This is a genomic window from Microbacterium sp. Leaf320, from assembly GCF_001423485.1.
In the GTDB taxonomy this organism is placed as follows: Bacteria; Actinomycetota; Actinomycetes; order Actinomycetales; family Microbacteriaceae; genus Microbacterium.
Genome location: NZ_LMOD01000002.1, coordinates 710,070 through 733,371 on the forward strand (window position 1 = coordinate 710,070; position 23,302 = coordinate 733,371).

Annotated in this window: 21 protein-coding genes; 17 read left to right on the top strand and 4 right to left on the bottom strand. The window is 69.0% G+C overall.

The genetic code is table 11. The annotated features are described in order from the left end of the window. Positions 1 to 12: 12 nt before the first annotated feature. On the bottom strand, positions 13 to 990 hold the full coding sequence (locus tag ASF63_RS08265) for a DMT family transporter (protein WP_082477953.1): 978 nt from the start codon (positions 988 to 990) through the stop codon (positions 13 to 15). Between the two features lie 71 nt (positions 991 to 1,061). Here ASF63_RS08265 and ASF63_RS08270 point away from each other — a divergent pair, with 71 nt between their 5' ends. Beyond that, on the top strand, positions 1,062 to 1,982 hold the full coding sequence (locus ASF63_RS08270; RefSeq protein ID WP_056511907.1) for a LysR family transcriptional regulator: 921 nt from the start codon (positions 1,062 to 1,064) through the stop codon (positions 1,980 to 1,982). Positions 1,983 to 2,017: 35 nt separating this feature from the next. On the opposite strand, the gene ASF63_RS08275 is transcribed toward ASF63_RS08270, so the two are convergent. Together ASF63_RS08275 and ASF63_RS08280 are read right to left on the bottom strand one after the other, a co-directional pair. Beyond that, positions 2,018 to 2,557, bottom strand: a complete 540-nt coding sequence (locus ASF63_RS08275; protein WP_056511910.1) for a 2'-5' RNA ligase family protein — start codon at positions 2,555 to 2,557, stop codon at positions 2,018 to 2,020. Between the two features lie 173 nt (positions 2,558 to 2,730). After that, the gene (locus ASF63_RS08280; RefSeq protein WP_056511913.1) at positions 2,731 to 3,951 is read right to left on the bottom strand and encodes an ROK family protein; all 1,221 of its coding nucleotides are present in this window, start codon (positions 3,949 to 3,951) and stop codon (positions 2,731 to 2,733) included. 101 nt (positions 3,952 to 4,052) lie between these two features. Here ASF63_RS08280 and ASF63_RS08285 point away from each other — a divergent pair, with 101 nt between their 5' ends. From ASF63_RS08285 to ASF63_RS08340, 12 genes are all read left to right on the top strand, one after another. Further along, positions 4,053 to 5,396, top strand: a complete 1,344-nt coding sequence (locus ASF63_RS08285; protein WP_056511918.1) for an ABC transporter substrate-binding protein — start codon at positions 4,053 to 4,055, stop codon at positions 5,394 to 5,396. After that, the gene (locus tag ASF63_RS08290) at positions 5,393 to 6,376 is read left to right on the top strand and encodes a carbohydrate ABC transporter permease (RefSeq protein ID WP_235560745.1); all 984 of its coding nucleotides are present in this window, start codon (positions 5,393 to 5,395) and stop codon (positions 6,374 to 6,376) included. The genes ASF63_RS08285 and ASF63_RS08290 overlap by 4 nt, the downstream gene beginning before the upstream one ends. Further along, complete coding sequence (locus ASF63_RS08295; RefSeq protein ID WP_056511920.1) at positions 6,376 to 7,254, top strand: carbohydrate ABC transporter permease; 879 nt, start codon at positions 6,376 to 6,378, stop codon at positions 7,252 to 7,254. Before ASF63_RS08290 ends, ASF63_RS08295 begins: the two co-directional genes overlap by 1 nt. 149 nt (positions 7,255 to 7,403) lie before the next feature. Further along, positions 7,404 to 9,083, top strand: coding sequence for a glycoside hydrolase family 13 protein (locus tag ASF63_RS08300; protein WP_056511923.1), 1,680 nt, complete (start codon positions 7,404 to 7,406; stop codon positions 9,081 to 9,083). Between the two features lie 190 nt (positions 9,084 to 9,273). Then, positions 9,274 to 10,263: a metal ABC transporter solute-binding protein, Zn/Mn family gene (locus ASF63_RS08305; protein ID WP_056511926.1), complete on the top strand. Its 990-nt coding sequence runs from the start codon at positions 9,274 to 9,276 to the stop codon at positions 10,261 to 10,263. Then, positions 10,260 to 11,114, top strand: a complete 855-nt coding sequence (locus ASF63_RS08310) for a metal ABC transporter ATP-binding protein (RefSeq protein ID WP_056511929.1) — start codon at positions 10,260 to 10,262, stop codon at positions 11,112 to 11,114. Before ASF63_RS08305 ends, ASF63_RS08310 begins: the two co-directional genes overlap by 4 nt. A gap of 5 nt (positions 11,115 to 11,119) precedes the next feature. Further along, complete coding sequence (locus ASF63_RS08315) at positions 11,120 to 11,989, top strand: metal ABC transporter permease (protein WP_056512904.1); 870 nt, start codon at positions 11,120 to 11,122, stop codon at positions 11,987 to 11,989. Positions 11,990 to 12,033: 44 nt separating this feature from the next. Then, positions 12,034 to 12,450, top strand: a complete 417-nt coding sequence (locus tag ASF63_RS08320; protein WP_042540517.1) for a Fur family transcriptional regulator — start codon at positions 12,034 to 12,036, stop codon at positions 12,448 to 12,450. A gap of 23 nt (positions 12,451 to 12,473) precedes the next feature. Further along, positions 12,474 to 13,481 carry a permease gene (locus ASF63_RS08325; RefSeq protein WP_056512908.1) on the top strand — a complete coding sequence of 336 codons (1,008 nt, stop codon included), beginning with the start codon at positions 12,474 to 12,476 and terminating at the stop codon, positions 13,479 to 13,481. Then, positions 13,474 to 14,283 carry a TIGR03943 family putative permease subunit gene (locus ASF63_RS08330; RefSeq protein ID WP_082477957.1) on the top strand — a complete coding sequence of 270 codons (810 nt, stop codon included), beginning with the start codon at positions 13,474 to 13,476 and terminating at the stop codon, positions 14,281 to 14,283. The genes ASF63_RS08325 and ASF63_RS08330 overlap by 8 nt, the downstream gene beginning before the upstream one ends. Continuing rightward, a complete protein-coding gene (locus ASF63_RS08335) occupies positions 14,273 to 16,132 on the top strand; it encodes a hypothetical protein (protein ID WP_235560746.1) in 1,860 nt (619 codons plus the stop codon). The genes ASF63_RS08330 and ASF63_RS08335 overlap by 11 nt, the downstream gene beginning before the upstream one ends. Positions 16,133 to 16,137: 5 nt before the next feature. Next, on the top strand, positions 16,138 to 16,833 hold the full coding sequence (locus ASF63_RS08340) for a DNA-3-methyladenine glycosylase (protein WP_056511932.1): 696 nt from the start codon (positions 16,138 to 16,140) through the stop codon (positions 16,831 to 16,833). Between the two features lie 7 nt (positions 16,834 to 16,840). Here ASF63_RS08340 and ASF63_RS08345 read toward each other — a convergent pair whose 3' ends face one another. Then, positions 16,841 to 17,851 carry a LacI family DNA-binding transcriptional regulator gene (locus ASF63_RS08345; RefSeq protein ID WP_056511935.1) on the bottom strand — a complete coding sequence of 337 codons (1,011 nt, stop codon included), beginning with the start codon at positions 17,849 to 17,851 and terminating at the stop codon, positions 16,841 to 16,843. A gap of 140 nt (positions 17,852 to 17,991) precedes the next feature. On the opposite strand from ASF63_RS08345, the gene ASF63_RS08350 reads away from it, so the two are divergent. The 4 genes from ASF63_RS08350 to ASF63_RS08365 all read left to right on the top strand — a co-directional run bounded on the left by ASF63_RS08350 (position 17,992) and on the right by ASF63_RS08365 (position 23,250). Further along, the gene (locus ASF63_RS08350) at positions 17,992 to 20,001 is read left to right on the top strand and encodes a beta-galactosidase (protein ID WP_056511938.1); all 2,010 of its coding nucleotides are present in this window, start codon (positions 17,992 to 17,994) and stop codon (positions 19,999 to 20,001) included. Beyond that, a complete protein-coding gene (locus ASF63_RS08355; protein WP_056511942.1) occupies positions 19,998 to 20,927 on the top strand; it encodes a carbohydrate ABC transporter permease in 930 nt (309 codons plus the stop codon). Before ASF63_RS08350 ends, ASF63_RS08355 begins: the two co-directional genes overlap by 4 nt. Further along, a complete protein-coding gene (locus ASF63_RS08360; RefSeq protein ID WP_396653429.1) occupies positions 20,924 to 21,829 on the top strand; it encodes a carbohydrate ABC transporter permease in 906 nt (301 codons plus the stop codon). The genes ASF63_RS08355 and ASF63_RS08360 overlap by 4 nt, the downstream gene beginning before the upstream one ends. A gap of 89 nt (positions 21,830 to 21,918) precedes the next feature. Next, the gene (locus ASF63_RS08365; RefSeq protein WP_056511946.1) at positions 21,919 to 23,250 is read left to right on the top strand and encodes an ABC transporter substrate-binding protein; all 1,332 of its coding nucleotides are present in this window, start codon (positions 21,919 to 21,921) and stop codon (positions 23,248 to 23,250) included. The last annotated feature ends 52 nt before the right edge of the window (positions 23,251 to 23,302 follow it).

The following is a 23,302-nucleotide window of genomic DNA, read 5'->3' on the forward strand; positions in this document are numbered from 1 at the left end:
CCGGCCGTCGCGTCACACGCCGGGATCACGGGCGCGAGTAACCTGCCCAGCGGTGACGGGATCGCGGGCGCCGCGCTCACGGGTCGTGGTGTCGAGAACGCGGTGCCGGTGACGGCGTTCGATCGCCTGCCCCGCGTACGACGCTGCGACGATGAGAGCGGCGCCGAGCAGGCCGACGGCGCCGACGCTCTCGCCGGCGAGCAGGATTCCGACCAGCAGTGCCCAGACCGGCTCGGTGCCCATGAGGATGCTGGCGCGCGTCGCAGAGGTGCGCCGCACCGCCCAGAGCTGGACGACGAACGCGAACACCGAGCACATCAGGCCGAGGAACAGGATGTTCGCCCACCCCGCTCCGTCGAGTCGTGCGACCGCTGCGGGCAGCTCCGCCCCTGCGACCAGTGAGGCGGTCCCTGCGCAGACGATGAGCTGCACCAGGACGACAGCGAGCGTGCTGTCTCGTCGGTCGCGGGTGAGCCTGGCGCTCGCCGTCACGTGCAGCGCGCGCACGACCGCCGCCGCGATCACCAGGGCGTCGCCTGCGCTCGGCATCCGTAGTCCGCCGTCAGACACGAGAAGGGCGACTCCTACCACGGCCGCGACGGCGGCGACGAAGTATGAGCGCGGGAGCCACGACCGCGCGGCGAGGCTCTCGAGCACCGGGGTGAACACGAGCGCGAGACTGATGAGCAGGCCGGCGTTGGTCGCCGAGGTGAGATGGACGCCCCAGGTCTCGAGCCCGATGATGGCGGCCTGGGAGAGGCCGAGGAGGACGGCGACGGCGAGCCCGCGCCCGCGCGGCATCCGCTCCCTGCGCGCTGCGCAGATCACGCCGAGAGCGACCGCCGCGATGAGGAACCGCAGTGCGACAGCGGGGGCGACGCCCACCTCGAGGGCGAGACCCTTGGCCGCGACGAAGCTCGCGCCCCACACCGCCGCGACGGCGACGAGCAGAACGTCGACGAGCAGATCGCGAGAGGGACGACGAGGCATGTACTCACTCTGGCGATCCTGACCATGAAGACCAAGGGGAATCTTCTTACAGTTCCCATAAGGTTGCCCTTATGGAACCGACTCACCTTAGACTGCTCCGAGAGCTCCGCGACCGGGGCAGCGTCACGGCCGTCGCGGCCGCTCTCGGAGTCTCGGCGTCGGCGGTCTCGCAGCAGCTCGCGACTCTGCAGTCGACGGTGCCCCTGCCGCTCACTGTGCGTCGGGGTCGAGTCCTGATCCTGACCGCGGCGGGGGAGGCGCTCGCCGCGGCGAGCACCCGGGTCGATGAGGCGTTGACTGCTGCACGCGACTCGATCGGGGCGCTCCTCGAAGCGGGCGACAGGCCGGTGCGGGTGTCGTCGTTCAACAGTGCGGGCCTTGCGCTGTTCGGCCCGCTCCTGAGGGAACTCGACGGGAGCCCTGCCGTCCGCCTCGCCGATGCCGACGTCCCGCACCGAGACTTCCCCGGGCTCACCGCAGACCACGATCTCGTGATCGCCCATCGGCTCGCGCACGACGCCCTCTGGCCGGCGGATCGGGTCGTCGCGGTCCCGCTCGTCGAGGAGCCGCTCGACATCGCCCTCCCCGCAGGTCACCGTCTCGCCGGCCGAGCGGAGATCTCCCTCGCCGACCTCCGCGACGAGGAATGGGTGGCGGTGCATGAGGGATTCCCTCTCGCGGGAGTGCTCGACCATCTCGCCGCGCTGTCTGGTGCACCGCTGCGAATCTCTCATCGCATCAACGAGTTCTCGGTGACTGCCGAGGTCGTGCGGGCCGGGGCGGCGATCGCCGTCATGCCTCGCGCCACGGCTACGCCTCTGGCTGTGGACGGCCTCGTTCTCAGGCCGCTGTCGGATGTCGATCTGATCCGCCACGTCGACGTGCTGGCTCGGCCGGATGCGCTGGCCTACACGGCGGTCAGGCGTGTGCTGCGAGCCCTGCAGGATGTCGCCGCGCGCGTGCAGCGCGACTCGCTCCGCTCACCAGGCTGAGGCGCGCCTCGGGCCGAGCTCCGCCGGTCGACCGGCTACGCCTGACGCAGCTCCGCGAGGGTCGTGATCTGCGCGGTGGCGGGGTCCCAGTGCCGCACGTTGCACGAGTGAGCGTGGATGTCACCGCCGATGAGATCCAGCGCCGTCGCGAGGTCGGCGACGCGCAGCCGGCGGGCGAGCGCGACGTGCGGCATCCACTCGCCGGGCGCGGTGTGCGGGGCGTCGTCACCCGGCCCGACGGCGGCGAGGATCGTCTCGCGGAGGCTGAGCAGCTCGGGACTGGGGACGATGCTGCGCGCCAGCACGCGGCGATCCCCGGATCCGAAGAGCAGGGGAGCGCCGAGCGCGATCGGGAACGACGGGATGCCGGCGAGGAAACCCCGGTCCGGCGGCGCAAGGCCGAGGCGCGCGACCATCGTGATGTGAGGGCGGTTGCTCGCCGATGTGTGCCCCGCGAGGCTCGACAGGCCGCGCGTGGCGAGAGCATCCCATTCGGCCCGGATCGCGGCCTCGGCCTCTGCGTCCAGGAGCAGCTCGATCGATGACGGGGAGCGCTGCGGCTCGGGTTCTCGCACGGGTCGATTATGTCGCGGCCCGCGGTCCGCGCCGCGGCATCCGCGCCCGGCATCCGCGCGGGAAACCGCAGACCATTCCTGTGCGCCGCGGCAATTCGCCCCTCGACTCGCCGCGGCGCGCACCGATGCTCTCCGTTTTCCGAGGAGGAACGGCCGGAACGTCGGCCAGCTCGTCAGCTCACCGCGCTGAGGCGCCGTTCCGCCAGCAATGGCACGGCCACCTCGCGGGCGGCCATGCGAGCCGTCGCGACGGCGCCGATCGACACGACCTCAGCGCCGAGCGTCGAGGCGAGGATCTCGGGTGCCGGCAGGTGAAGCTGGGTCGGCAGCACCTCGCGTGCGGCCGTGAGCACGGGGGCGATGCTCTCGGCGACCCCGCCGCAGATGATCACGCGCGCCGGGTCGTACATGCTGCCCAGCACGCCGACGACTCGAGCGAGCGTTGCGCCGACGCGTGCGGTCGCGAGCAGCGCGTCGGCATCACCGGCGGATGCCGCGGTCAACACGATCCGCGGGTCGATGCGGTCCTCGCGCGCGAGCCGCCCGATCGCGGATTCCGGCGAGATCTCGCCGCTCTCGACACCTGCGCGCACCTGGTCCTGCAGCGCGTAGCGCAGCCCGAAGGCCGACCCGACCCCGATGATGTGGTCGAACACGACGCCCTCGCCGACGCCGCCGTGCGCACCGTGCAGCACATGGCCGTCGACGACGACACCCCCGCCGAACCGTTCGCTCGCGAGCAGGGCGACGTAGTCACGGCATCCGACCGCAGCCCCTGCCGAGCCTTCGGCGATCGCGGCCAGCTGAGCGTCGTTCTTGATCTCGACGACGGGCGCCCAGTCGGCCAGCGCCTCGGCGAGCCCCGGGTTGGTGCGCTCCCAGAAGCCGTCGGGGTGCGGCGGTGAGATGCCGGCCCTGTTGACGGGAGCAGCCACTCCGACGCAGATCGCGAGGATCTCGGTGCGGTCGACGCCGGCCTCGTCGAGTGCGAGCTGCATCTGTCCGAGGATGGTCGCGCGTCGCGCATGCGCCGACTGGCCGGAGTCGAGGTCGGTGCGGTGGTGCACGAGGGTGCGCTCGAGCGGGTCGGAGATCGTGACCGCGAGGTGGGTGTCTCCGGCATCCACACCGACGACGACGCCGAGATCGGATGCCAGCACGAAGCGCCTCGCGGGGCGCCCGGCCCGGTAGCTCCCGGCCACCCGCGCGTTGGGGAGTTCCTGCAGCACCGCGGCGCTGACGAGGGTGTCGATCGCGTCGATCGCGGTCGAGCGGGTCAGCGTGGTGGTCGCCATCGCCTCGGTCGCGGTGAACTCGCCGGCGGCCCATGCGAAGTCGAGGATGGCGCCGACGCTGGCTCGTCCGGTGCCCAGACCTGCGGATACTTCGGTCATGGGTCTTGACCTCACTCTCGTTCACATGAGACAGTACCGTTCATCGAAGTTAATTCGCTCACTAGATTTAGTCTGCGGATCTACAGGACGAAAGGACAACGGTGTCTGTGAAACCTCCACGCCCGGCGCAGATCGTCGCCGGTGCGGCCGCTCTCGCCCTGGTCGGGGCCGCCCTCACCGGCTGCTCGACGGCCGGCGGAACCGAGACCATCCGCTTCACGTTCAGCAAGCGCGAGGCGATCGAGTTCATGACCGAGCTCGTCGCGCAGTACAACGCCTCGCAAGACAAGGTGCGCGTCGAGATCGACACCTCGGGTGTCGACGTCGTCTCGGCCAGCTTCGTGCGGGGCAACCCGCCCGACATCATGCTCGCCAACTACAACTACGAGATCGCCCGCTTCGTGCAGCGCTGCGCGCTCACCGATCTGTCGGGCACCGAGGCCGCCTCGACCATCCGCGACGACCTGCAGCCGCTCATGGAGCAGTACGGGTCGTGCGAGGGTCGCACGAGTGCACTGCCGTACTCCGTGATGGGGGCGTCAGTCATCTACAACAAGGAGGTCTTCGCGCAGCAGGGTCTCGAGGTCCCGCAGACCTGGGACGAGCTCCTCGCGGTGTGCGACCAGCTGAAGGAGGCGGGCATCGACCCGTTCTACGCCACCTTCAAGGACGACTGGACGGTCGCTCAGGGCTGGTACGACTACACGGCGGGCGGCTCGGTCGACGTGATCGACTTCTTCGACACTCTCGCCGAAGAGGGCACTGAGGTCGGGCCCGACTCGGAGGTCTCTTTCGAGAACGACTTCGCAGAGCCCATGGACCGCATGATGACGCTGGTGGACAACTACACCAACGCGGATGCCGCGAGCCGAGGCTACGGCGACGGCAACCTCGCCTTCGGCAAGGGCGAGGCCGCGATGTACCTGCAGGGACCGTGGGCCTTCAGCGAGATCGAGAAGACCGCGCCCGACCTCGAACTCGGCACCTTCCCGCTGCCGATGACGGATGACCCCGCCGACCTCGGCGTGCGCGTCAACATGGACCTCGCCGCGATGATCCCCGAGGGATCGCGCCACCAGGAGGCCGCCCGCGACTTCCTGGAGTACCTGTTCCTGCCCGAGCACATCGAGGAGTACAACGCCTCGCAGCTCGGCTTCACTCCGACGAAGGACGCTCCGGCGCCGGATGACCCGCGGGTCGAGGGCATGGTCGAGTACTACGACAACGGGCAGATCTACCAGGGCCCCTCGGTGCTCGTGCCCCGCACCCTTCCGGTCTTCAACTACGCGCAGGCGATGGTGCTCGGCGCGTCCACCACCTCCACGTTGCGCACCATGGATGCCGACTGGGCCAGGATCGCATTCCGCGCGCCCATCCCGTCGACCCAGGACAATGCCTCCGGTGAGGACTCAGCATCCGGCGAGACAGAGGAGTCCACGCCATGACGAACACCGCTCTGCCGAATCCCGCGGCGACTCCCGCCGCGTCGAACATCACCAAGCCGAACACCCCGACGACCGACACCACGGCGATCGTCACGGGCGGCACCCGCAAGCTCGGTCGCCGCACCCGCAAGGTCGAGCCGATCTACTACCTCTTCCTGCTGCCGACGCTCGTGATCTTCACGCTCGCGATCACGGTGCCCGGCGTCATGGGCATCTTCTTCAGCTTCACCGACTCGATCGGCATCGGCGAGTGGAGCTTCAACGGGCTGACGAACTACATCGCGATGTTCAGCGACCCGGCCATCCTGCAGAGCTACCTGTTCACGTTCGGCTTCTCCATCGCCACGGTGATCGTCGTCAACGTGGTCGCCTTCATGCTCGCGGTCGGGCTGACCTCCCGCATCCGATTCAAGACCGGGCTCCGCACGATCTTCGTGATCCCGATGGTGATCTCGGGCATCATCATCGCCTACGTCTTCAACTTCCTGTTCTCCAACTCCCTCCCTGCGGCGGGTGCGGCCACCGGCATCCCGTGGCTGTCGACCAGCCTTCTCGCGAATCCCGATCTCGCCTGGGTCGCGATCGTGATCGTGACTGCATGGCAGGCCGTTCCCGGCACGCTGCTGATCTACATCGCAGGCCTGCTCTCGGTGCCGGGCGAGGTCTACGAGGCGGCGAGCATCGACGGGGCGAACAAGACGCAGCAGCTGTTCCGCATCACGCTGCCGCTCGTGGCGGGCTACGTGGTGATCAACGTGATCCTCGGGTTCAAGGGCTTCCTCAACGCCTACGACATCATCGTCGGACTCACCAACGGCGGACCCGGCACCTCCACCCGCAGCGTCGCGATGACGATCATCGCGGGCTTCAACGGCGGCGACTACGCCTACCAGATGGCCAACGCGACGATCTTCTTCATCGTCGCCGTGCTCATCTCCCTGCTGCAGCTCTCGCTGACCCGCGGAAGGAACGCACTCTGATGTCGACGCAGACACTCACCACCATCCCCACCACGGGCAAGAAGCCGCGCGTCCGCATGGAGCGCGTCAACTGGTCGGGCACGATCATCCTGATCCTCTGCGCCGTGACCGTGCTGCTGCCGCTCTACGTGACGATCTCGATGGCCTTCAAGACCACCGGTCAGGCGGTCGACGGCAACGCCTTCTCGCTGCCGGCTCCGTTCAGCATCGACGGGTTCGTCGAGGCGTGGAACCTCACGAAGTTCCCGGTCGGTGCCGGCATCTCCCTGCTGGTCACGGCCGGAACGGTCATCGCGACCATCGTGCTCGCCGCATTCGCCTCGTACGCGATCGTGCGCAACTGGGACCACCGCCTGTTCCGCTACTCGTTCTTCTACCTGCTCGCCGCGATGTTCATCCCGTTCCCGGTCGTCGCTCTGCCCCAGATCCAGCTCACCGGCTGGGTCGGACTCGACAACCCGTTCGGCGTGATCATCCTCGCGACGATGTTCCAGCTGAGCTTCAGCGTGCTGCTGTTCACGGCGTTCCTGCGGTCGATCCCGATCGAGCTCGAGGAGAGCGCGCGCATCGACGGCGCCACGACGTGGCAGACGTTCTGGCAGCTGATCTTCCCCCTGCTCGCGCCGATGAGCGCGACGGTCGGGATCTTCGCCTTCCTCTACGCGTGGAACGACTTCATGATGCCGTCGCTGATCATCTCCGATCCCGCGCTGCAGACGCTCCCGGTGCGGCAGAACCTCTTCCAGACCCAGTTCAGCAACAACTACAACGTGTCGTTCGCCTCGTACCTGATGGCGATGGCCCCGGCGATCCTGGCGTACCTGTTCACGCAGCGCTTCGTCATGGAGGGCGTCACGCAGGGCGCCGTCAAGGGCTGACACATGCGTTTCGTCTCGCTTCGCTCGCTCGACGACCGGATATCGCTCGTCGAGCGCCCCGTGCCGCTCGTTGAGCGAGGGGCGCAGCGACGAGGCGAAACGCCCCCACACCCGACCGCAGACCGCAACACGAAGGAGCAGTACCCCTCATGACCGATGCGCTTCTCACCGAGACCCGCGACGACACGACGGCAGCATGGTGGCGACAGGCCGCCGTGTATCAGATCTACCCCCGCAGCTTCGCGGACGCGAACGGCGACGGGCTCGGTGACATCCCGGGCATCGTCTCGCGGGCCGATTACCTGAGTGACCTCGGCATCGACGCCGTGTGGCTGAGCCCGTTCTACCCGTCGGCGCTGGCCGACGGCGGGTACGACGTGGCCGACTACCGCAACGTCGACCCGCGCCTGGGCACGCTCGACGACTTCGACGACATGGTCGCCGCTCTGCACGAGCGCGGCATCCGCGTGGTCGTCGACATCGTGCCGAACCACTCGTCTGATCTGCACGAGTGGTTCCAGGAGGCGCTCGCCGCAGGACGCGGCTCGGCCGCCCGGGAGCGGTACATCTTCCGCGAGGGTGCCGGCGAGGACGGCTCCGAGCCCCCGACCGACTGGACCGCCGCGTTCGGCGGGTCGGCGTGGGAGCGGGTCGACGACGGGCAGTGGTACCTGCACAGCTTCGCCCCCGAGCAGCCCGACCTCAACTGGGACCACCCCGAGGTGCGTGAGGACTTCTTGACGACCCTGCGGTTCTGGTCGGACCGTGGGGTCGACGGCTTTCGCATCGACGTGGCGCACATGCTCACGAAGGACCTGAGTGAGCCGCTGCCGAGCACCGCTGAGCTGGAGCTCTTGCCGCACGATGGCAACCACCCGCTGCATGACCGCGATGACGTGCACGAGGTCTATGCCGAGTGGCGGCGGGTCTTCAACGAGTACGACCCGCCTCGCACGGCCGTCGCCGAAGCCTGGGTGAGCACGCCTGAGCGTCGCGCCAGGTACGCATCGGCCGAGGGGCTCGGTCAGGCGTTCAACTTCGACCTGCTCGTGGCCGACTTCGACGCGACGCAGTTCCGCACGATCATCACCGACAACCTCGCGCAGTCCGATGCGACCGGCTCGTCGACGACGTGGGTGCTCTCGAACCACGACGTCACGCGGCACGCGACGCGGTACGGTCTCGCCCCGATGGCCGGGCGCACGGGCGTCAAGCAGGGTGTCGAGTGGGTGGCCGCGGGCGGGCCCGAGGAGCAGCTCGACCGCGAGGCGGGGCGGCGTCGGGCGCATGCCGCGACGCTGCTGCTGCTCGGGCTGCCGGGCAGCACCTACCTCTACCAGGGCGAGGAGCTCGGCCTGCAGGAGGTCGCCGAGATCGGCCCCGAGCAGCGCCAGGATCCCGCGTTCTTCCGCGGCGCGGTGTTCGACGGCCTCGGTCGCGACGGATGCCGCGTGCCGCTGCCGTGGACGGCATCGGGTTCGTCCTTCGGCTTCGGCGCCGGCGATGCGCACCTGCCGCAGCCCGAGTGGTTCGCCGAGTACGCAGTGGATGTCGAGGAGGCAGACCCGTCGTCGACGCTGTCGCTCTACCGTGAGGCGTTGCGCCTGCGTCGCGAGCTGCAGACCGACGAGCGTCTCGAGTGGATCGAGACAGGTCGCCCCGATGTGCTGCGATTCGCCCGCCCGAACGGATGGCAGATCGTGACGAACTTCGGCGCCGAGCCGTTCGACCTCGGGGCGGATGCCGCGGATGTCGTGCTCGGTTCGGTCTCAGACGGTGCAGTGCCGGCGGATTCGACCGTGTGGATCGCACCCGGTCTGATCGGCTGAGCCGGTCGCACTGAGCCGGTCGCACTGAGTCGTTCGCAGGGAGTCATTTGCGGGAAGAAAGTACGGATGCAGGACGAGAACACGGCTTCTCGTCCTGCATCCGTGCCTCGGTCCTGCAGACGGGCGCGCAACGCCCCATCAATTCCCGGCCGATTTGATAATGGTTCTCATTAGCGTTTAGAGTGGGATCATGAAGAAGCCGCTCGTCGCCCTCGCCCTGGCATCCGTCGCCGCACTCTCGCTGGCCGGATGCTCCGCCGCTCCCGCAGCGGGCGGGGGCGACGACGACGCGGTGACGGTCGTGGCGAGCACCAACGTCTACGGCTCGCTCGCGGCCCAGATCGGAGGCGACCGCATCGACGTCACCTCGATCATCACCTCGGCAACCCAGGATCCCCACTCGTACGAGGCATCGGCACGCGATCGCCTCGCCGTGCAGAAGGCCGACCTCGTGATCGAGAACGGCGGCGGCTATGACGCGTTCATCGACACGCTGCTGCAGGATGCCAGCGACCCGCACGTGATCACCGCGGTCGAGTTCTCGCATGACTTCCCCGGCAACGAGGGGCACTCCGACGAGTCAGAAGGAGCGGCTGAGGAGGAGCACGACCACGCCGAGGGCGAAGAAGGCCACGAGGGTCACGACCACATCGAGGGGTTCAACGAGCACGTCTGGTTCGACCCGCACACGATGATCCACGTCGTCGAGACGATCGCCGAGGAGCTCGCGGAGCTCGACCCCGACGGCGAGGCCGACTTCACCGCCAACGCCGAGGAGATCGTCGCTGACCTCGAGGGCTTCGAGGCCGATCTCGAGACGCTCAAGGCGGATGCCGCGGCTGCGAACGTGATCATCACCGAGCCGGTGCCCGGCTACCTCGCCGAGGCCGCCGGACTCACCGATGTCACGCCCGAGGGCTTCGCCGAATCGGTCGAGGAGGGCAGCGATGTCGCCCCCGCGACACTGCTCGAGACGCTCAACGTCGTCGAGAGCGGAGATGTGGCGGCCGTGCTCACGAACGCACAGACCGGTGGTGCCGAGACGCAGCGCGTCGAGGATGCCGCGACGGATGCCGGCATCCCCGTCGTCGCCTTCACGGAGCTGCTCCCCGACGGATCGTCGTACTCTGAGTGGATGAGTGACGCGATCCAGAGCCTCGCCGACGCGCTCCAGTCGTGAGCGCCGCCGCCGACGCGCGGGCAGGAGCCGAGACGACGAACCCCGTACTCGAGGTGCGGGGAGCCGCCCTCCAGCGCGGTGACAGGGAATTGTGGTCGGGCCTCGACCTCACGGTCGAACCCGGCGAGTTCATCGCCGTGCTCGGGCCGTCGGGTTCGGGCAAGACCACGCTGCTGCGCAGCATCCTGGGCCTGCAGCCGCTCTCGGCCGGCGAGATCACCGTCGCGGGCGGGCCCGTGCGCAAGGGCAATCCGCGCATCGGCTACATCCCGCAGCAGCGCTCGCTCGCCCCTGACACGAGCATGCGGGCCCGCGATCTCGTGGCGCTCGGGGTGCAGGGCAGCCGCTTCGGCTTCCCGATCCCGCACCGCGGCGACAAAGCCAAGGTCGACCAGCTGCTCGCCTCGGTCGGGGCCTCTCACTACGCGGACCGCCGGGTCGGCCTGCTCTCGGGCGGTGAGCAGCAGCGACTGCGCGTCGGGCAGGCCCTGGCCGACGAGCCCAGCCTGCTGCTCTGCGACGAGCCGCTGTCGAACCTCGACCTCGCGAATCAGGTCGCCGTCACCGACATCATCGACCGTCAGCGTCGCGATCGCGGTGCAGCAGTGCTGTTCGTGACCCACGACATCAACCCGATCCTGGGCCGTGTCGACCGCATCCTCTACATCGCGGGTGGCCGCTTCGTGCTCGGCACCCCCGAAGAGGTGCTGCAGACGCGGGTGCTCACCGAGCTCTACGGCACCCCGGTGTTCGTGCTGCGGGCGGGCGACCGGCTGGTCGTCGTCGGAGTGCCGGATGCCGAGCCCCACCACGAGCACGCGCACGATCACGATCACGGGGGTGCCGCATGAACGTCATGACCGGCATCGTCCACGCGGTCGACTGGAGCGACGTCTTCTCGTTCCAGGACTACGGCGAGCTCGTCGCCCTGCTCGCCAACTCGATCATCGCGGGAGCGGTGCTCGGCATCGTCGGCGGACTCATCGGCGTCTTCGTGATGCAGCGCGACCTCGCATTCGCCGTGCACGGGGTGAGCGAGCTGTCGTTCGCCGGTGCCGCCGCGGCGCTGCTGTTCGGCGGCAGCGTGGTGGTCGGGTCTCTCGGCGGCGCACTGGTCGCGGCGATCCTGATCGGGGTCCTCGGGGCCAAGGCCCGCGACCGCAACTCGATCGTCGGCGTGCTCATGCCGTTCGGCCTCGGCCTCGGCATCCTGTTCCTGTCGCTCTACGACGGACGCAGCGCCAACCGCTTCAGCCTGCTCACCGGGCAGATCGTCTCTGTCTCGAGCCCCGACCTCGGCTGGCTGCTCGGCATCAGCATCGTCGTGCTGCTCGGACTGCTGCTCATGTGGAACCCGCTGCGCTTCGACTCGCTCGACCCCGAGTCGGCCGCCGCCCGCGGCGTGCCCACGCGTGCGGTGAGTCTGCTGTTCATGGTGCTGCTCGGCCTGATCGTCGCGGTCAGCGTGCACATCATCGGAGCACTGCTCGTCATGGCACTGCTCGTGACACCTGCGGCCGCCGCGATGCGCATCACCGCGGGGCCGGTGGCCGTGCCGCTGCTCGCGGCACTGTTCGGCTTCGTGTCGGCCGTCGGCGGCATCCTGCTCGCGCTCGCCGGCACCCTGCCGGTGAGTCCGTACATCACCACCCTGTCGTTCACCATCTACGTCGTGTGCTGGATCGTCCAGCGCGCACGCGGCGGGGTGCGCCGCGTGCGCGCCTGACGCTCCCAGGGCCCGGCAAGGGCGGCGCGCCTAGAATCGTCGGTATGGCTCAGCGGAACACCTGGCAGCGCGATCGCGTGCGCGAAGCCCTCGCCGATGCGCGAGGATTCGTCAGCGCGCAGAACCTGCACGCCTCGCTCCGCGACGACAACACCGGCATCGGCCTCGCCACGGTCTATCGGGCCCTGGCCGGACTCGCCGCAGCCGGCGACGCCGACTCGCTGCAGAGCCCCGAAGGCGAGGCGCTCTACCGCGCCTGCACGACGCAGGGCCACCACCACCACCTGATCTGCCGCAACTGCGGGCTCACGGTCGAGATCGAGGCCACGGACGTCGAGCAGTGGGCGCATCGCACCGCGGCTCTGCATGGATTCACGGATGCCGCGCACGTCGTCGACATCTTCGGACTGTGCGCCTCCTGCACCAACAAGCGCGATGCCGAAGAGGCAGCGAACGCGTGACCACCCAGGCCGCTCCACGGACTGTGCACTCGCACCGACCCTCCCGATCCCCGCGCTCGCCGTGGGTCGGGGTGGGGTTCGGCGCTGCGATCGTGGCGGCACTGTTCCTGGTCGACCGGTTCGTGCCGACCCTGTTCGCCGCCAGTCTTCCCGACAGGGCGCAGGACGGCCTGACGCTCGCGTTGAGTGTGCTGATCGAGGCACTGCCGTTCGTGATCCTCGGCGTGCTGCTGTCGATCGTCGTGCAGGTGTGGCTGCCCGCCGACGTCATCCACCGCTGGCTTCCGAAGCGCGCCTGGGCGCGTCGCGCCGTGCTGTCGCTGCTCGGCATGCTGATCCCGGTATGCGAATGCGGCAACGTGCCCTTCGCCCGCGGCCTGATGATGCGGGGCCTCGCCCCCGCCGAGGCGCTCACCTTCTTGATCGCCGCTCCGATCGTGAACCCGATCGTCATTCTCACCACGCATGCGGCGTTCGGCTTCGACGACGGCATCCTGGTCGCCCGCCTGATCGGCGGCTACCTGATCGCGAACCTGATCGGCTGGATCTACAGTCGTCACCCCTCGCCCGACTCGCTGCTCACGCAGCGGTTCATCGACACGTGCGACCGCGTCACCCATGAACCGGGCACCCCGGTGCGTCGCAGCCTGACCCAGTTCCTCGTCGAGCTGCGTGCGGTGATGCCGGCGCTCGTGATCGGCTCGGCGCTCGCCGGGGCCGTGCAGGTGCTCATCCCTCGGGACGTGCTGCTGGCGATCGGATCGAACCCGGTGCTGTCGATCCTCGCGATGATGGCCCTCGCCATGACCGTCGCGATCTGCTCGAACGTCGACGCGTTCTTCGCACTGTCGTTCGCCTCGACGTTCTCCTCCGGCGCGCTCGTGGCGTTCCTGCTCGTCGGTCCGCTGGTCGACGTCAAGATGCTCGCGCTCATGCGCACGACCTTCACCACTCGCACGCTCGTCGGCATCGTGGGCGTCGTGCTCTTCGCCGCTTTCGCGATCGGGATCGGGGTGAACGTCTTTGTCTGATCACGCCCACACCGGCACGCACACCGATCACGAGGCCTCCCGCGCTCGCGCCCGCGCCCTCGGCTCGCGCTGGCTCGGCATCGGCCTCGCCACCGTCATCTCGGTCGTGACTCTCGGACTCGGTCTCACCGGCCGGCTCAACCTCTACATCAGCCCGGAGTCGGTGTGGTTCGCGTGCGCCGCGGCCGTCGTGACCCTCGCGGGGGCCATCTGGTCGTGCACGCTGCCGCTCGGCGAAGAGGACGATCACGGTCACGACCACGGACACGCTCATGACGCGGATGCACCGGCCGCACCGCGCCGCAGCCTCGCCGTCGTCGGCACGGTGACGGGCGGGGTGATCGCCTCGGGCGTCGTCGTCGCCGCTCTCGTGCTGCCGCCCGCATCGCTGTCGGTCGAGCTCGCGATGTCACGGGTCGGCGAGCAGACCGCGCTGTTCGCGGGCGCCGACGACGTGACCCTCGGAGTCGCCGACACCTCGACCTTCGGCGTGGGCGACTGGGCGAGCGTGTTCGCGACGGCGACCAACACCGCCGCCTACGACGGCAAGACGGTCACCCTGACCGGATTCGTGACCCCCACGGACGCCGATGCGGTCAACCTCACGCGCCTTGTCATCACGCACTGCGTGATCGACGCGCAGCCGGCGACACTGCCCGTGACGATCGATGCCGGCGAGTTCGACACCGGCCAGTGGGTCGAGATCGAGGGCACGATCAAGGCGGATGCCGACGGATCGCTGCACGTCGAGCCGAACTCGGTCACGCCGATCGACGAACCGCAGGACCCGTATGAGTACTGACGACGAGCGCCCCGACCTGCCGGCGGCGCCTCGCACGCGCGCCGAGATGCGCGCCGCCCGCGAGGCCGAGGCGGCCGCGTCGGCTCCCGCGTCTGATGACGACGGCGGAGCCGACCGCGACGAGGCGTCTTCCGCTGCGGAGCCGCGTTTCGACTCGCCTGCGGCTCGCTCAACGACCGGTGGTGGGGGCGCTGCGGCTCGCCCGAAGGGTGACGAGCGGCCGACGCGTTCGACCTTCGTCGCGCCGGATGCCGACTCGACGACCACGTTCGCGGCTCACTCCTCGATCGACTACGTGGCCCCCGCTTCCTCTGCGACCGACGAGTCATCCCCGGCACCTGAGAAGCGGAAGCCCGCCAAAGCGCCGAAGCCCGCGAAGGAGCCGAAGCCCGCGAAGGAACCGAAGCCGGCCAGGGAGCCCAAGCCCGCGAAGGAGCCCAAGCCCGCGAAGGAGCCGAAGCCCGATAATCCCGCTTCCCCTCGCGACCGCCGATTCCTCCTGGCCCTCGGCGCCGTGCTCGGCATCCTCGTGCTGGTCGGCGCCGGACTCGGCGCCGTCAGCCTGACTCAGGGACCGCGCATCACCGAGGTGCAGGTGAACCCGACCGAGGCGATCGAGACCTCGGGCAGTCGCGTCATCCTCACGGCGAACCAGTCTCTTGCGGCGATCGACGAGTCCCAGGTGACGGTCGAGCCCGCAGTTCCCTTCACGCTGGATGCGGCCGGCCGCGGCATCGGCATCCGCTTCACCGTGCCGCTCGACGACGACACCGACTACACCGTGAGCATCGCCGACGCGGTGGGCGCCGGAGGCGGACCCGCCGCGACCCTCACGACGAGCTTCTCGACTCCCGCGTCGAGCATCTTCCTGCTGCACCGCGACGTCGAGGGCAAGGACACGATCTTCCGCACCGACCTCTCGGGCGAGGAGGCAGTGCCGGTGTTCACCGCCGACAGCATCAACGACTTCCGAGCGACGTCGACGCAGCTCGTCGTCTCGCTGGAGGAGGACGAAGGCTCGAAGCTGCTCGTGATGGACCGCGAGGGCGGGAACCAGCGCGAGCTGCCGCTCCCCGGGGTCGGCTATGTCGGCGCGATCCAGGTCTCGGACCGCGGCGGACTCGTCGGCTACAGCTACTCCGACAAAGAGCTCAGCGATACCGAGGGACGCGCGAGCGTGCTCGTCACCCAGTCGCTCAGCGGTGACGACGAGCCCGTCGTCACCGAGGTCGGCGGCACAGAGGCGAACATCTTCGTCTGGCAGTTCGTGCCCGACACCGCCGCGGTGCTCTTCATCGACTTCGACGGTGCACTGTCGCTGGTCGATCGCTCGACAGATGCCGGTGTGCAGTCCCTCGGGCTCGCGACGACGATCCAGGGCGTCTCCCGCGGCACGTACACGGCCATCGTGGAGCGCCTCGACGGCACGGTCGTCGAGCTGAACCTCACCGACGGCACGGAGGTGCCGCTCGAGGCATCGGATCCCGACTACGGAACCGCCACCACGATCACGCCGTTCCCGGGAGGAACGCTGCGTCACGTCGTCGCGCGGGCCGCTGACGGCATGCCGACGGGTCAGGCGGTCGTGCGGGTCGACGACGACGGAAAGGCGACCCCGCTGGTCGAGGTCGATTCGACGGATTCGATCCTGCAGGCCTGCGCCTCGCCGAGCGGGCAGTACGCCGCGGTCGTGATCGCTCCCGACCTCGCAGACAACCCCTACGACCAGATGCTGCTGCCTCTGCCGCAGAACCTCGAGACGCACCTGCTCGACCTGCGCACCGGAGACGAGATCGTGGCCCTCACCGGCTTCGACGCCTCGTGGTGCCAGACGGCTCCGCAGTTCTAGACGCCATGTCGTCGGATCCGCTGCACCGCGCCACCCGCGCCGAGCTGAGCGGGCTGGCGGTCGATGTCGCCCCGCTGCTGCTCGGGGCCGAGCTGCGCACGGTCGTCGCGGGCTCCGAGGTGCGCATCCGGCTCACCGAGGTCGAGGCCTATCACGGGCATGGCACCGGAACCCGGGCCGACCCGGGTTCGCACGCGCGCATGGGCCGCACCGCACGCAATGCGACGATGTGGGGCGAGCCGGGGCATCTGTACGTCTACCTCAGTCACGGCATCCATTCGTGCGTCAACGTCGTGTGCGGGCCGGAGGGTCAGGCGGGTGGAATCCTGATGCGCGCGGGCGAGATCGTCTCGGGGGTGGATGCCGTCGCGGTGCGCCGCGGCGCGAAGACGCCTCTCACGAAGACCGCGCTGCGTGACCTCGCCCGCGGGCCCGGGCGATTCGGACAGGCGGTGGGGCTGCGGCATCCGATCCACGACGGCATCGATGCGGTCACCGGCGAGGAGTTCGAGGGCGCCCGCGCCGAGCTGTGGCTGCGTGACGAACCGATCACCGACGTGGCGACCGGGCCGCGTGTCGGGGTGGCGGGCATCGCCGGCACCGCGGCGTTCCCCTGGCGGTTCTGGATCGCGGGCGACCCGACGGTCTCGCCGTTCCGCTGGGGGAGAGGGGCTCAGACCGAGTCCCTCGACCACGCCTGAGCCCGGGTCAGGCCGAGTCTCTCCACACCACCGGCGTCGGCAGCATGATGCCCTCGCGGGGGCGCTGATCGTCGCGCAGCTGCGCGAGCACGGATGCTGCGGCCGCGGCCCCGAGCCCTTCGGCCGGCTGGTCGACGGTCGAGAGCAGCGGGGTGGTGCGCGTCGCCCAGCTGCTGTTGTCGAAGCCGACCACGCCCACATCCTCCGGCACGCGGCGCCCGGCTTCGCGAAGCGCCCACATCGCGCCCGCCGCGACCGCATCGGAGGCAGCGAACACGCCGTCGATGTCGGGCGCTCGCTCGAGCAGCCGGGTCATGGCCGCTGCGCCATCGGCGTAGGAGTACAGCGGCACCTCCTCGACGAGATCCGCGTCGAACGCGTCGCCGAGCGCGTCGGTGAAGCCCGCGAGGCGATCGGTGCCCGAGTCGCGGTCGAGGGCGGCGGCGATCATGCCGACCCGTGTGCGCCCGGTGGCGATCAGCCGTGACGTCACGGCCTGCGCGGCGCCGCGATTGTCGACGCCGACCCAGGCGGCATCGACATCGGGCGGGTGTCCGACGTAGGCGACGGGCAGGTCGAGCCGCATGACGGCCTTGGTGATCGGGTCCTGTGCTCGTGCCGAGACGATGACGGCTCCGTCGACGAAACCGCCGTTCAGATACCGGGCGACGCGCTCGGTGTCTCGCTCGGAATCCACCACGAGGCACACCATCTGGTAGTCGGCCTCAGACAGCGTCTCGTTGGTGCCGAGCATGATCGCGCCGATGTTGGGGTCTTCGAGGAACAGCGCGTGCGGCTCGTGCACGATGAACGCGATGGCCTGCGTGCGCTGGCGCACGAGGTTCTGGGCCGCGGTGTTCGGCACGTAGCCGACCTCCCGGATCGCGTCTTCGATGGCGGTGCGTGCGGAGTCCGACACGTAGCCGCCGTTGATCACGCGGCTCACGGTTCCTCTCGAGACCCCGGCCACGCGCGCCACGTCGTGCACGGTGCTGCGACGACGCGCGGAAGTACTCATGATCGACAGCCTAGCGACCTGGACTTGACGGGATTCGCGAAGACATGCGACGATGTGTGCACGTTCACAGAAATCCCGATCGCTGCTTTCATGCCGCGAGCTGTGCACGTGCACACATGAACCGCAAAGGAGCGTCACCGATGGCCGCCGCTGTGTCCGACCGCATCGCCACCCTCTCCGCAGGGCGCGGCCTCGTCTTCGGATGCGACTACAACCCGGAGCAGTGGGGCCGCAGCGTCTGGCCCGAAGACGTTCGTCTCATGCAGCAGGCCGGCGTCGGACTCGTGGCGATCAACATCTTCGGCTGGTCGTCGATCAACCCGGCCAGGGGAGTGTGGGACTTCACCGCGCTCGACGAGATCGTCGGGCTTCTGCACGAGGGCGGCATCCGCATCAACCTCGGCACCGGCACTGCGTCTCCCGCACCGTGGCTCACCGCGCAGCATCCCGAGATCCTGCCGGTCGGCGAAGACGGCACCGTCTTCCAGCAGGGCGGCCGCCAGGGCTACTGCCCGAGCTCGCCTCTCTTCCGCGCCTACGCCGCCGAGGTCGTCACCCGCGTCGTCGAGCGCTACGGCGACCACCCCGCCGTGTCGCTCTGGCACGTGTCGAACGAACTGGGCTGCCACAACGCGCTCTGCTACTGCGACACCAGTGCCGAGGCGTTCCGCGGCTGGCTGCGCGATCGCTACGACGACATCGACGCGCTCAACCGCGCATGGGGCACGACCTTCTGGAGCCAGCGGTACAGCGACTTCGACGACGTGCGCGTGCCCGGCCAGGCCCTCTCGCTGCGCAATCCGGGTCAGATCCTCGACTTCCAGCGGTTCAGCTCCGACGAGCAGCTCGCGCTCTACCGCGCCGAGGCTGAGATCCTGCGCGAGCGCAGCGACGTGCCGGTCACGACCAACTTCATGGTCACCGCTCACATCCGCAACCTCGACTACTGGTCGTGGGCGGCCGAGATGGATCTGATCGCCAACGACCACTACCTCGACCGCCGCCTCGACGACGCGCGGGGAGAGCTCTCGTTCGCCGCCGACCTCACCCGCGGCCTCGCGCAGGGTGCGCCGTGGCTGCTGATGGAGACCTCGACCGGCGCCGTGAACTGGCAGCCGTACAACCTCGCCAAGGCCCCGGGCGAGATGCAGCGCAACATCGCCTCGCACGTCGCCCGTGGTGCCGACGGCATCTGCTTCTTCCAGTGGCGCGCGTCGACGCAGGGTGCCGAGAAGTACCACACCGCCCTCGTGCCCCACGCGGGTGAGGACTCCGACCAGTGGCGCGAGGTCGTCGAGCTCGGCGGTCTGCTCGATCGCCTCGGCGAGGTCGCCGGTACCCGTGTCGCCGCCGACGCCGCTCTGCTCTTCTCCTGGGAGAGCTGGTGGGCAACCGAGAACGAGGGCCGCCCGAGCGAGGCGCTCACCTACCTCGGCCAGGTGCACGCAGCCCACGCGGCGCTGTCGGATGCCGGTGTCACCACCGACGTCGTCCGTCCAGGCGCAGACCTCGACGGCTACCGCCTGCTGATCGTTCCGGCTCTGCACCTCATCAGCGACGCGGATGCCGTGGCCATCGCCCGCGCGGTCGAGAACGGCGCCACGGCTCTCATCACCTTCTACAGCGGCATCGTCGATGAGGAAGATCGCGTGCGCACCGGCGGCTACCCCGGAGCGTTCCGCGACCTGCTCGGCATCCGCTCGGAGGAGTTCGCCCCGCTGCTTCCCGGAGAGACCGTGTTCCTCACCGACGGCACGAGCGGATCGGTATGGGCTGAGCGACTCAAGACGACGGATGCCGAGACCGTGGCGTCGTTCGCCGACGGTCCCGCCGCAGGCGGCCCCGCACTCACCCGTCGCGAGGCGGGGAAGGGCTCGGCCTGGTTCGTCGCCACGCAGCCCGACCGCATCGCATACCGCGATCTGATCGCCCGCCTCGCTTCGGATGCGGGCATCGCGCCGATCCCCGGTGCCGACCGCGACGTCGAGGTCGTGCGTCGCACCGGCGGCGCCGGCTCGTTCCTGTTCGTCATCAACCACGGCGACTCCGCCGCCGAGATCGGCGTCACGGGGCACGACCTCGTCACCGACGCCCCCGCCACCGGCTTCGTCCCGGCAGGCGGAGTCCGCATCATCAAGGAGGATGTATGACCACCACGCTCACCGCTCCGGCGGTCGCCTCGGCGCCGAAGGCGCAGGGACGGCGCCGACGCATCCCGCACAAGGGCGCCATCGCCTTCCTGATCGTGCCGTTCGGCATCCTGTTCCTCCTCTTCTACGTGGTGCCGATCGCCTACGCGTTCTGGCAGTCGCTGCTCGTCGTCGAGCGTGACGGCACGTTCGGCAAGGCCGAGCAGGTGTTCGGCGGCTTCGCCCAATACGTGCTCGTCTTCCAGAACGAGGCGTTCTGGGCCTCGATGGGGCGGATGCTGACCTTCGGTGTCGTGCAGGTGCCGGTCATGCTCGGCCTCGCCCTGCTGTTCGCGCTGCTGCTCGATTCGCCGCTCGTGCGGGGCAAGCGCTTCTTCCGCCTCGCGTTCTTCGTGCCCTACGCGGTGCCCGGTGTCATCGCCGCGATCATGTGGGGTTCGCTGTTCTCGCCCAACCTGTCGCCGTTCACCGCCATCACCAGGAACATCGACTTCCTCGGAGCCGACCTCGTGCTGTGGTCGATCGCGAACGTCGTCACCTGGGTCTACGTCGGCTACAACATGCTGATCATCTACTCGGCGCTGCTGTCGATCCCGCAGGAGCTCTACGAGGCGGCGATCCTCGACGGCGCAGGCCAGTGGCGCATCGCCTGGTCGATCAAGATCCCGCTGGTGCGCCCGGCGATCGTGATGACCGCGATCTTCTCGATCATCGGCACGCTGCAGCTGCTCGCCGAACCCCAGGTGTTCCGCTCGTTCAGCTCGGCGGTCACGAGCACCTTCACCCCGAACATGACCGTGTACGCGACGGCATCCATCCCGAACACGAACCTGGCGGCCGCCTTCTCGGTCGTGCTCGCCGTGACGACCTTCGTGCTGTCGTTCGGATTCATGAAGTACATGCAGCGCAAGGAGCAGAACGCATGAGCACCATGTCGATCGTCGCCCCCGGTCGGGGCTCGCGCGGCAAGGCCCCGCGCGGAAAGGCCGCTCGCGAGTCGGGCATCTCCCGAACGGGCGCCATGCTGATCATGGCCGTGTTCACGGTCTACTTCCTGCTGCCGCTGTGGTGGCTGCTCGTGGCCTCGAGCAAAGACACGGGCGACATCCTGACCACCGCTCCGCTGTGGTTCGCCGACTTCCATCTGCTCGACAACATCGCCGAGCTGTTCGCCTACCGCGACGGCGTGTACCTGCGCTGGCTGATGAACTCGGTGCTCTATGCGGCACTCGGCGGGGCCATCGCGACGCTGCTCGCCGCCATGGCCGGCTACGCGCTGGCGAAGTACCGGTTCCCTGGACGCGACCTGATGTTCGACATCGTGCTCGGCGGCGTGCTCGTGCCGGCGACGGCCCTCGCGCTGCCGCTGTTCCTGATCTTCAGCCAGGCGCAGCTGACCAACACGTTCTGGTCGGTCTTCCTGCCCTCGATCGTGAGTCCGTTCGGCGTGTACCTGGCGCGGATCTTCGCGGCCTCGTCGGTGCCCGACGAACTGCTCGAGGCGAGTCGACTCGACGGCGCGGGTGAGATCCGCACGTTCTTCACCGTCAGCATCCGCCTGATGACCCCGGCGCTGGTGACGATGTTCCTCTTCCAGTTCGTGGCCATCTGGAACAACTTCTTCCTGCCGATGATCATGCTCCGATCCGAGGACCTCTTCCCGGTCGTCTTCGGTCTCTACAACTGGAACAACCAGCTGAACCAGCTGCCAGAACTCCGCGGTCTCGTGCTGATCGGCGCTCTGCTGTCGGTCATCCCGCTGATCGTCACCTTCCTCCTGCTCCAGCGCTTCTGGCGCAACGGACTGGGCGCCGGCGCCCTGAAGTGAGCAGGCAGCCGACCGGACCGACCGGACGGCTCCGCACCACCCGCACCACACACCCGCACCACCCCCATCGCATCCACGAAAGGATCGAAATGCAGCATTCGAAGATGAAGGCAGCCGCTGTCATCGCCATCTCGGCGTTCGCGCTCGCCGGTTGCTCGGCGTCCGGCGGAGACACCTCCGGCACCGGCGGCGACGCAGCCGCCTGCACCCCGGCCGACGGCGACGTCACGCTCGAGTTCACCTCCTGGATCCCCGGCATCGAAGACGTCGTCGAGATCTGGAACGAGGCCAACCCCGAGATCCAGGTCGACGTGCAGACCGGCCCGAACGGCAACGGCGGCACGTACCAGAACTTCTTCAACCAGATCAAGGCGGGCGACGCCCCCGACCTCGGCCAGATCGAGTACGACGCCCTGCCGAACTTCCTCGTGCAGGACGGCCTCGAAGACCTCAGCGCCTGCGAAGACGTGGTCGCCGCCGAAGACCAGTTCGTCGACTGGGCCTGGGGTCAGGTGACGCTCGGCACCGAGGGCGTCTACGGCGTGCCGCAGGACACCGGCCCCATGGCGCTGTTCTACCGCGCCGACCTGTTCGAGCAGAACGGCATCGAGATCCCCACCACGTGGGACGAGTACCGCGACGCCGCCGTGAAGATCCGCGACCTCGGCGGATACATCACCAACTTCTCGCAGTCGGACATCAACCAGTTCGCCGGCTTCGCCTGGCAGGACGGCGCTCAGTGGTTCTCGAGCGACGACGAGGGCTGGACGGTCTCGATGGCCGATGACGCCACCGCCACGGTCGCGGACTTCTGGCAGAGCATGCTCGACGACGACCTGGTCGCGACGGTTCCCGCGTGGACCGACGAGTGGAACAACGCCTACAACTCCGGTCAGGTCTGGACCTGGAACTCCGCCGTCTGGGGTGCCAACTCGATCTCGAGCGGCGCGCCCGACACGGCGGGCAACTGGGCCGTCGCACCGCTCCCGCAGTGGGAAGAGGGCGGATCCGCCGCCGGCAACTGGGGCGGCTCGTCGACCGCCGTCCTCAAGGGCAGCGAGCACCTCTTCGAGGCGACGAAGTTCGCGCTGTGGCTCAACACGTCGGATGAGGCGCTGACCGCGCTCGCCGAGGCCGCCAACCTCTACCCGGCCACCACAGCGGGCCTCGACCTTCCGGTCTACGCCGAGGGCGTCGAGTTCTACGGCGGACAGAAGATCTACGACGTCTTCGCCGACGCCGCCACCCAGGTCTCGCCCGACTTCGCATGGGGCCCGACCATGACCCAGACCTACTCGGACGTGTCCGACGGTTTCAAGGCCGCGGTCTCGGGCAGCGGCACGCTGCTCGACGCGATCGAGAAGGGTCAGACGGCCACCGTCGACGCGCTCAAGGCAGCGTCGATCCCCGTCAAGGAGTAACACCCCTCGGAGGCCCGCCCGTATGCTCACGGGCGGGCCTCCCTTTTCGTCT

What these genes read in the sequence shown, in the direction of transcription:
- ASF63_RS08365 (WP_056511946.1), top strand. Translation starts at nt 21,919, where the DNA reads ATGCAGCATTCGAAGATGAAGGCAGCCGCTGTCATCGCCATCTCGGCG.
- ASF63_RS08265 (WP_082477953.1), bottom strand. Translation starts at nt 990, where the DNA reads ATGCCTCGTCGTCCCTCTCGCGATCTGCTCGTCGACGTTCTGCTCGTC.
- ASF63_RS08335 (WP_235560746.1), top strand. Translation starts at nt 14,273, where the DNA reads ATGAGTACTGACGACGAGCGCCCCGACCTGCCGGCGGCGCCTCGCACG.
- ASF63_RS08340 (WP_056511932.1), top strand. Translation starts at nt 16,138, where the DNA reads ATGTCGTCGGATCCGCTGCACCGCGCCACCCGCGCCGAGCTGAGCGGG.
- ASF63_RS08305 (WP_056511926.1), top strand. Translation starts at nt 9,274, where the DNA reads ATGAAGAAGCCGCTCGTCGCCCTCGCCCTGGCATCCGTCGCCGCACTC.
- ASF63_RS08345 (WP_056511935.1), bottom strand. Translation starts at nt 17,851, where the DNA reads ATGAGTACTTCCGCGCGTCGTCGCAGCACCGTGCACGACGTGGCGCGC.
- ASF63_RS08300 (WP_056511923.1), top strand. Translation starts at nt 7,404, where the DNA reads ATGACCGATGCGCTTCTCACCGAGACCCGCGACGACACGACGGCAGCA.
- ASF63_RS08295 (WP_056511920.1), top strand. Translation starts at nt 6,376, where the DNA reads ATGTCGACGCAGACACTCACCACCATCCCCACCACGGGCAAGAAGCCG.
- ASF63_RS08360 (WP_396653429.1), top strand. Translation starts at nt 20,924, where the DNA reads ATGAGCACCATGTCGATCGTCGCCCCCGGTCGGGGCTCGCGCGGCAAG.
- ASF63_RS08290 (WP_235560745.1), top strand. Translation starts at nt 5,393, where the DNA reads ATGACGAACACCGCTCTGCCGAATCCCGCGGCGACTCCCGCCGCGTCG.
- ASF63_RS08355 (WP_056511942.1), top strand. Translation starts at nt 19,998, where the DNA reads ATGACCACCACGCTCACCGCTCCGGCGGTCGCCTCGGCGCCGAAGGCG.
- ASF63_RS08270 (WP_056511907.1), top strand. Translation starts at nt 1,062, where the DNA reads ATGGAACCGACTCACCTTAGACTGCTCCGAGAGCTCCGCGACCGGGGC.
- ASF63_RS08320 (WP_042540517.1), top strand. Translation starts at nt 12,034, where the DNA reads ATGGCTCAGCGGAACACCTGGCAGCGCGATCGCGTGCGCGAAGCCCTC.
- ASF63_RS08315 (WP_056512904.1), top strand. Translation starts at nt 11,120, where the DNA reads ATGACCGGCATCGTCCACGCGGTCGACTGGAGCGACGTCTTCTCGTTC.
- ASF63_RS08350 (WP_056511938.1), top strand. Translation starts at nt 17,992, where the DNA reads ATGGCCGCCGCTGTGTCCGACCGCATCGCCACCCTCTCCGCAGGGCGC.
- ASF63_RS08280 (WP_056511913.1), bottom strand. Translation starts at nt 3,951, where the DNA reads ATGACCGAAGTATCCGCAGGTCTGGGCACCGGACGAGCCAGCGTCGGC.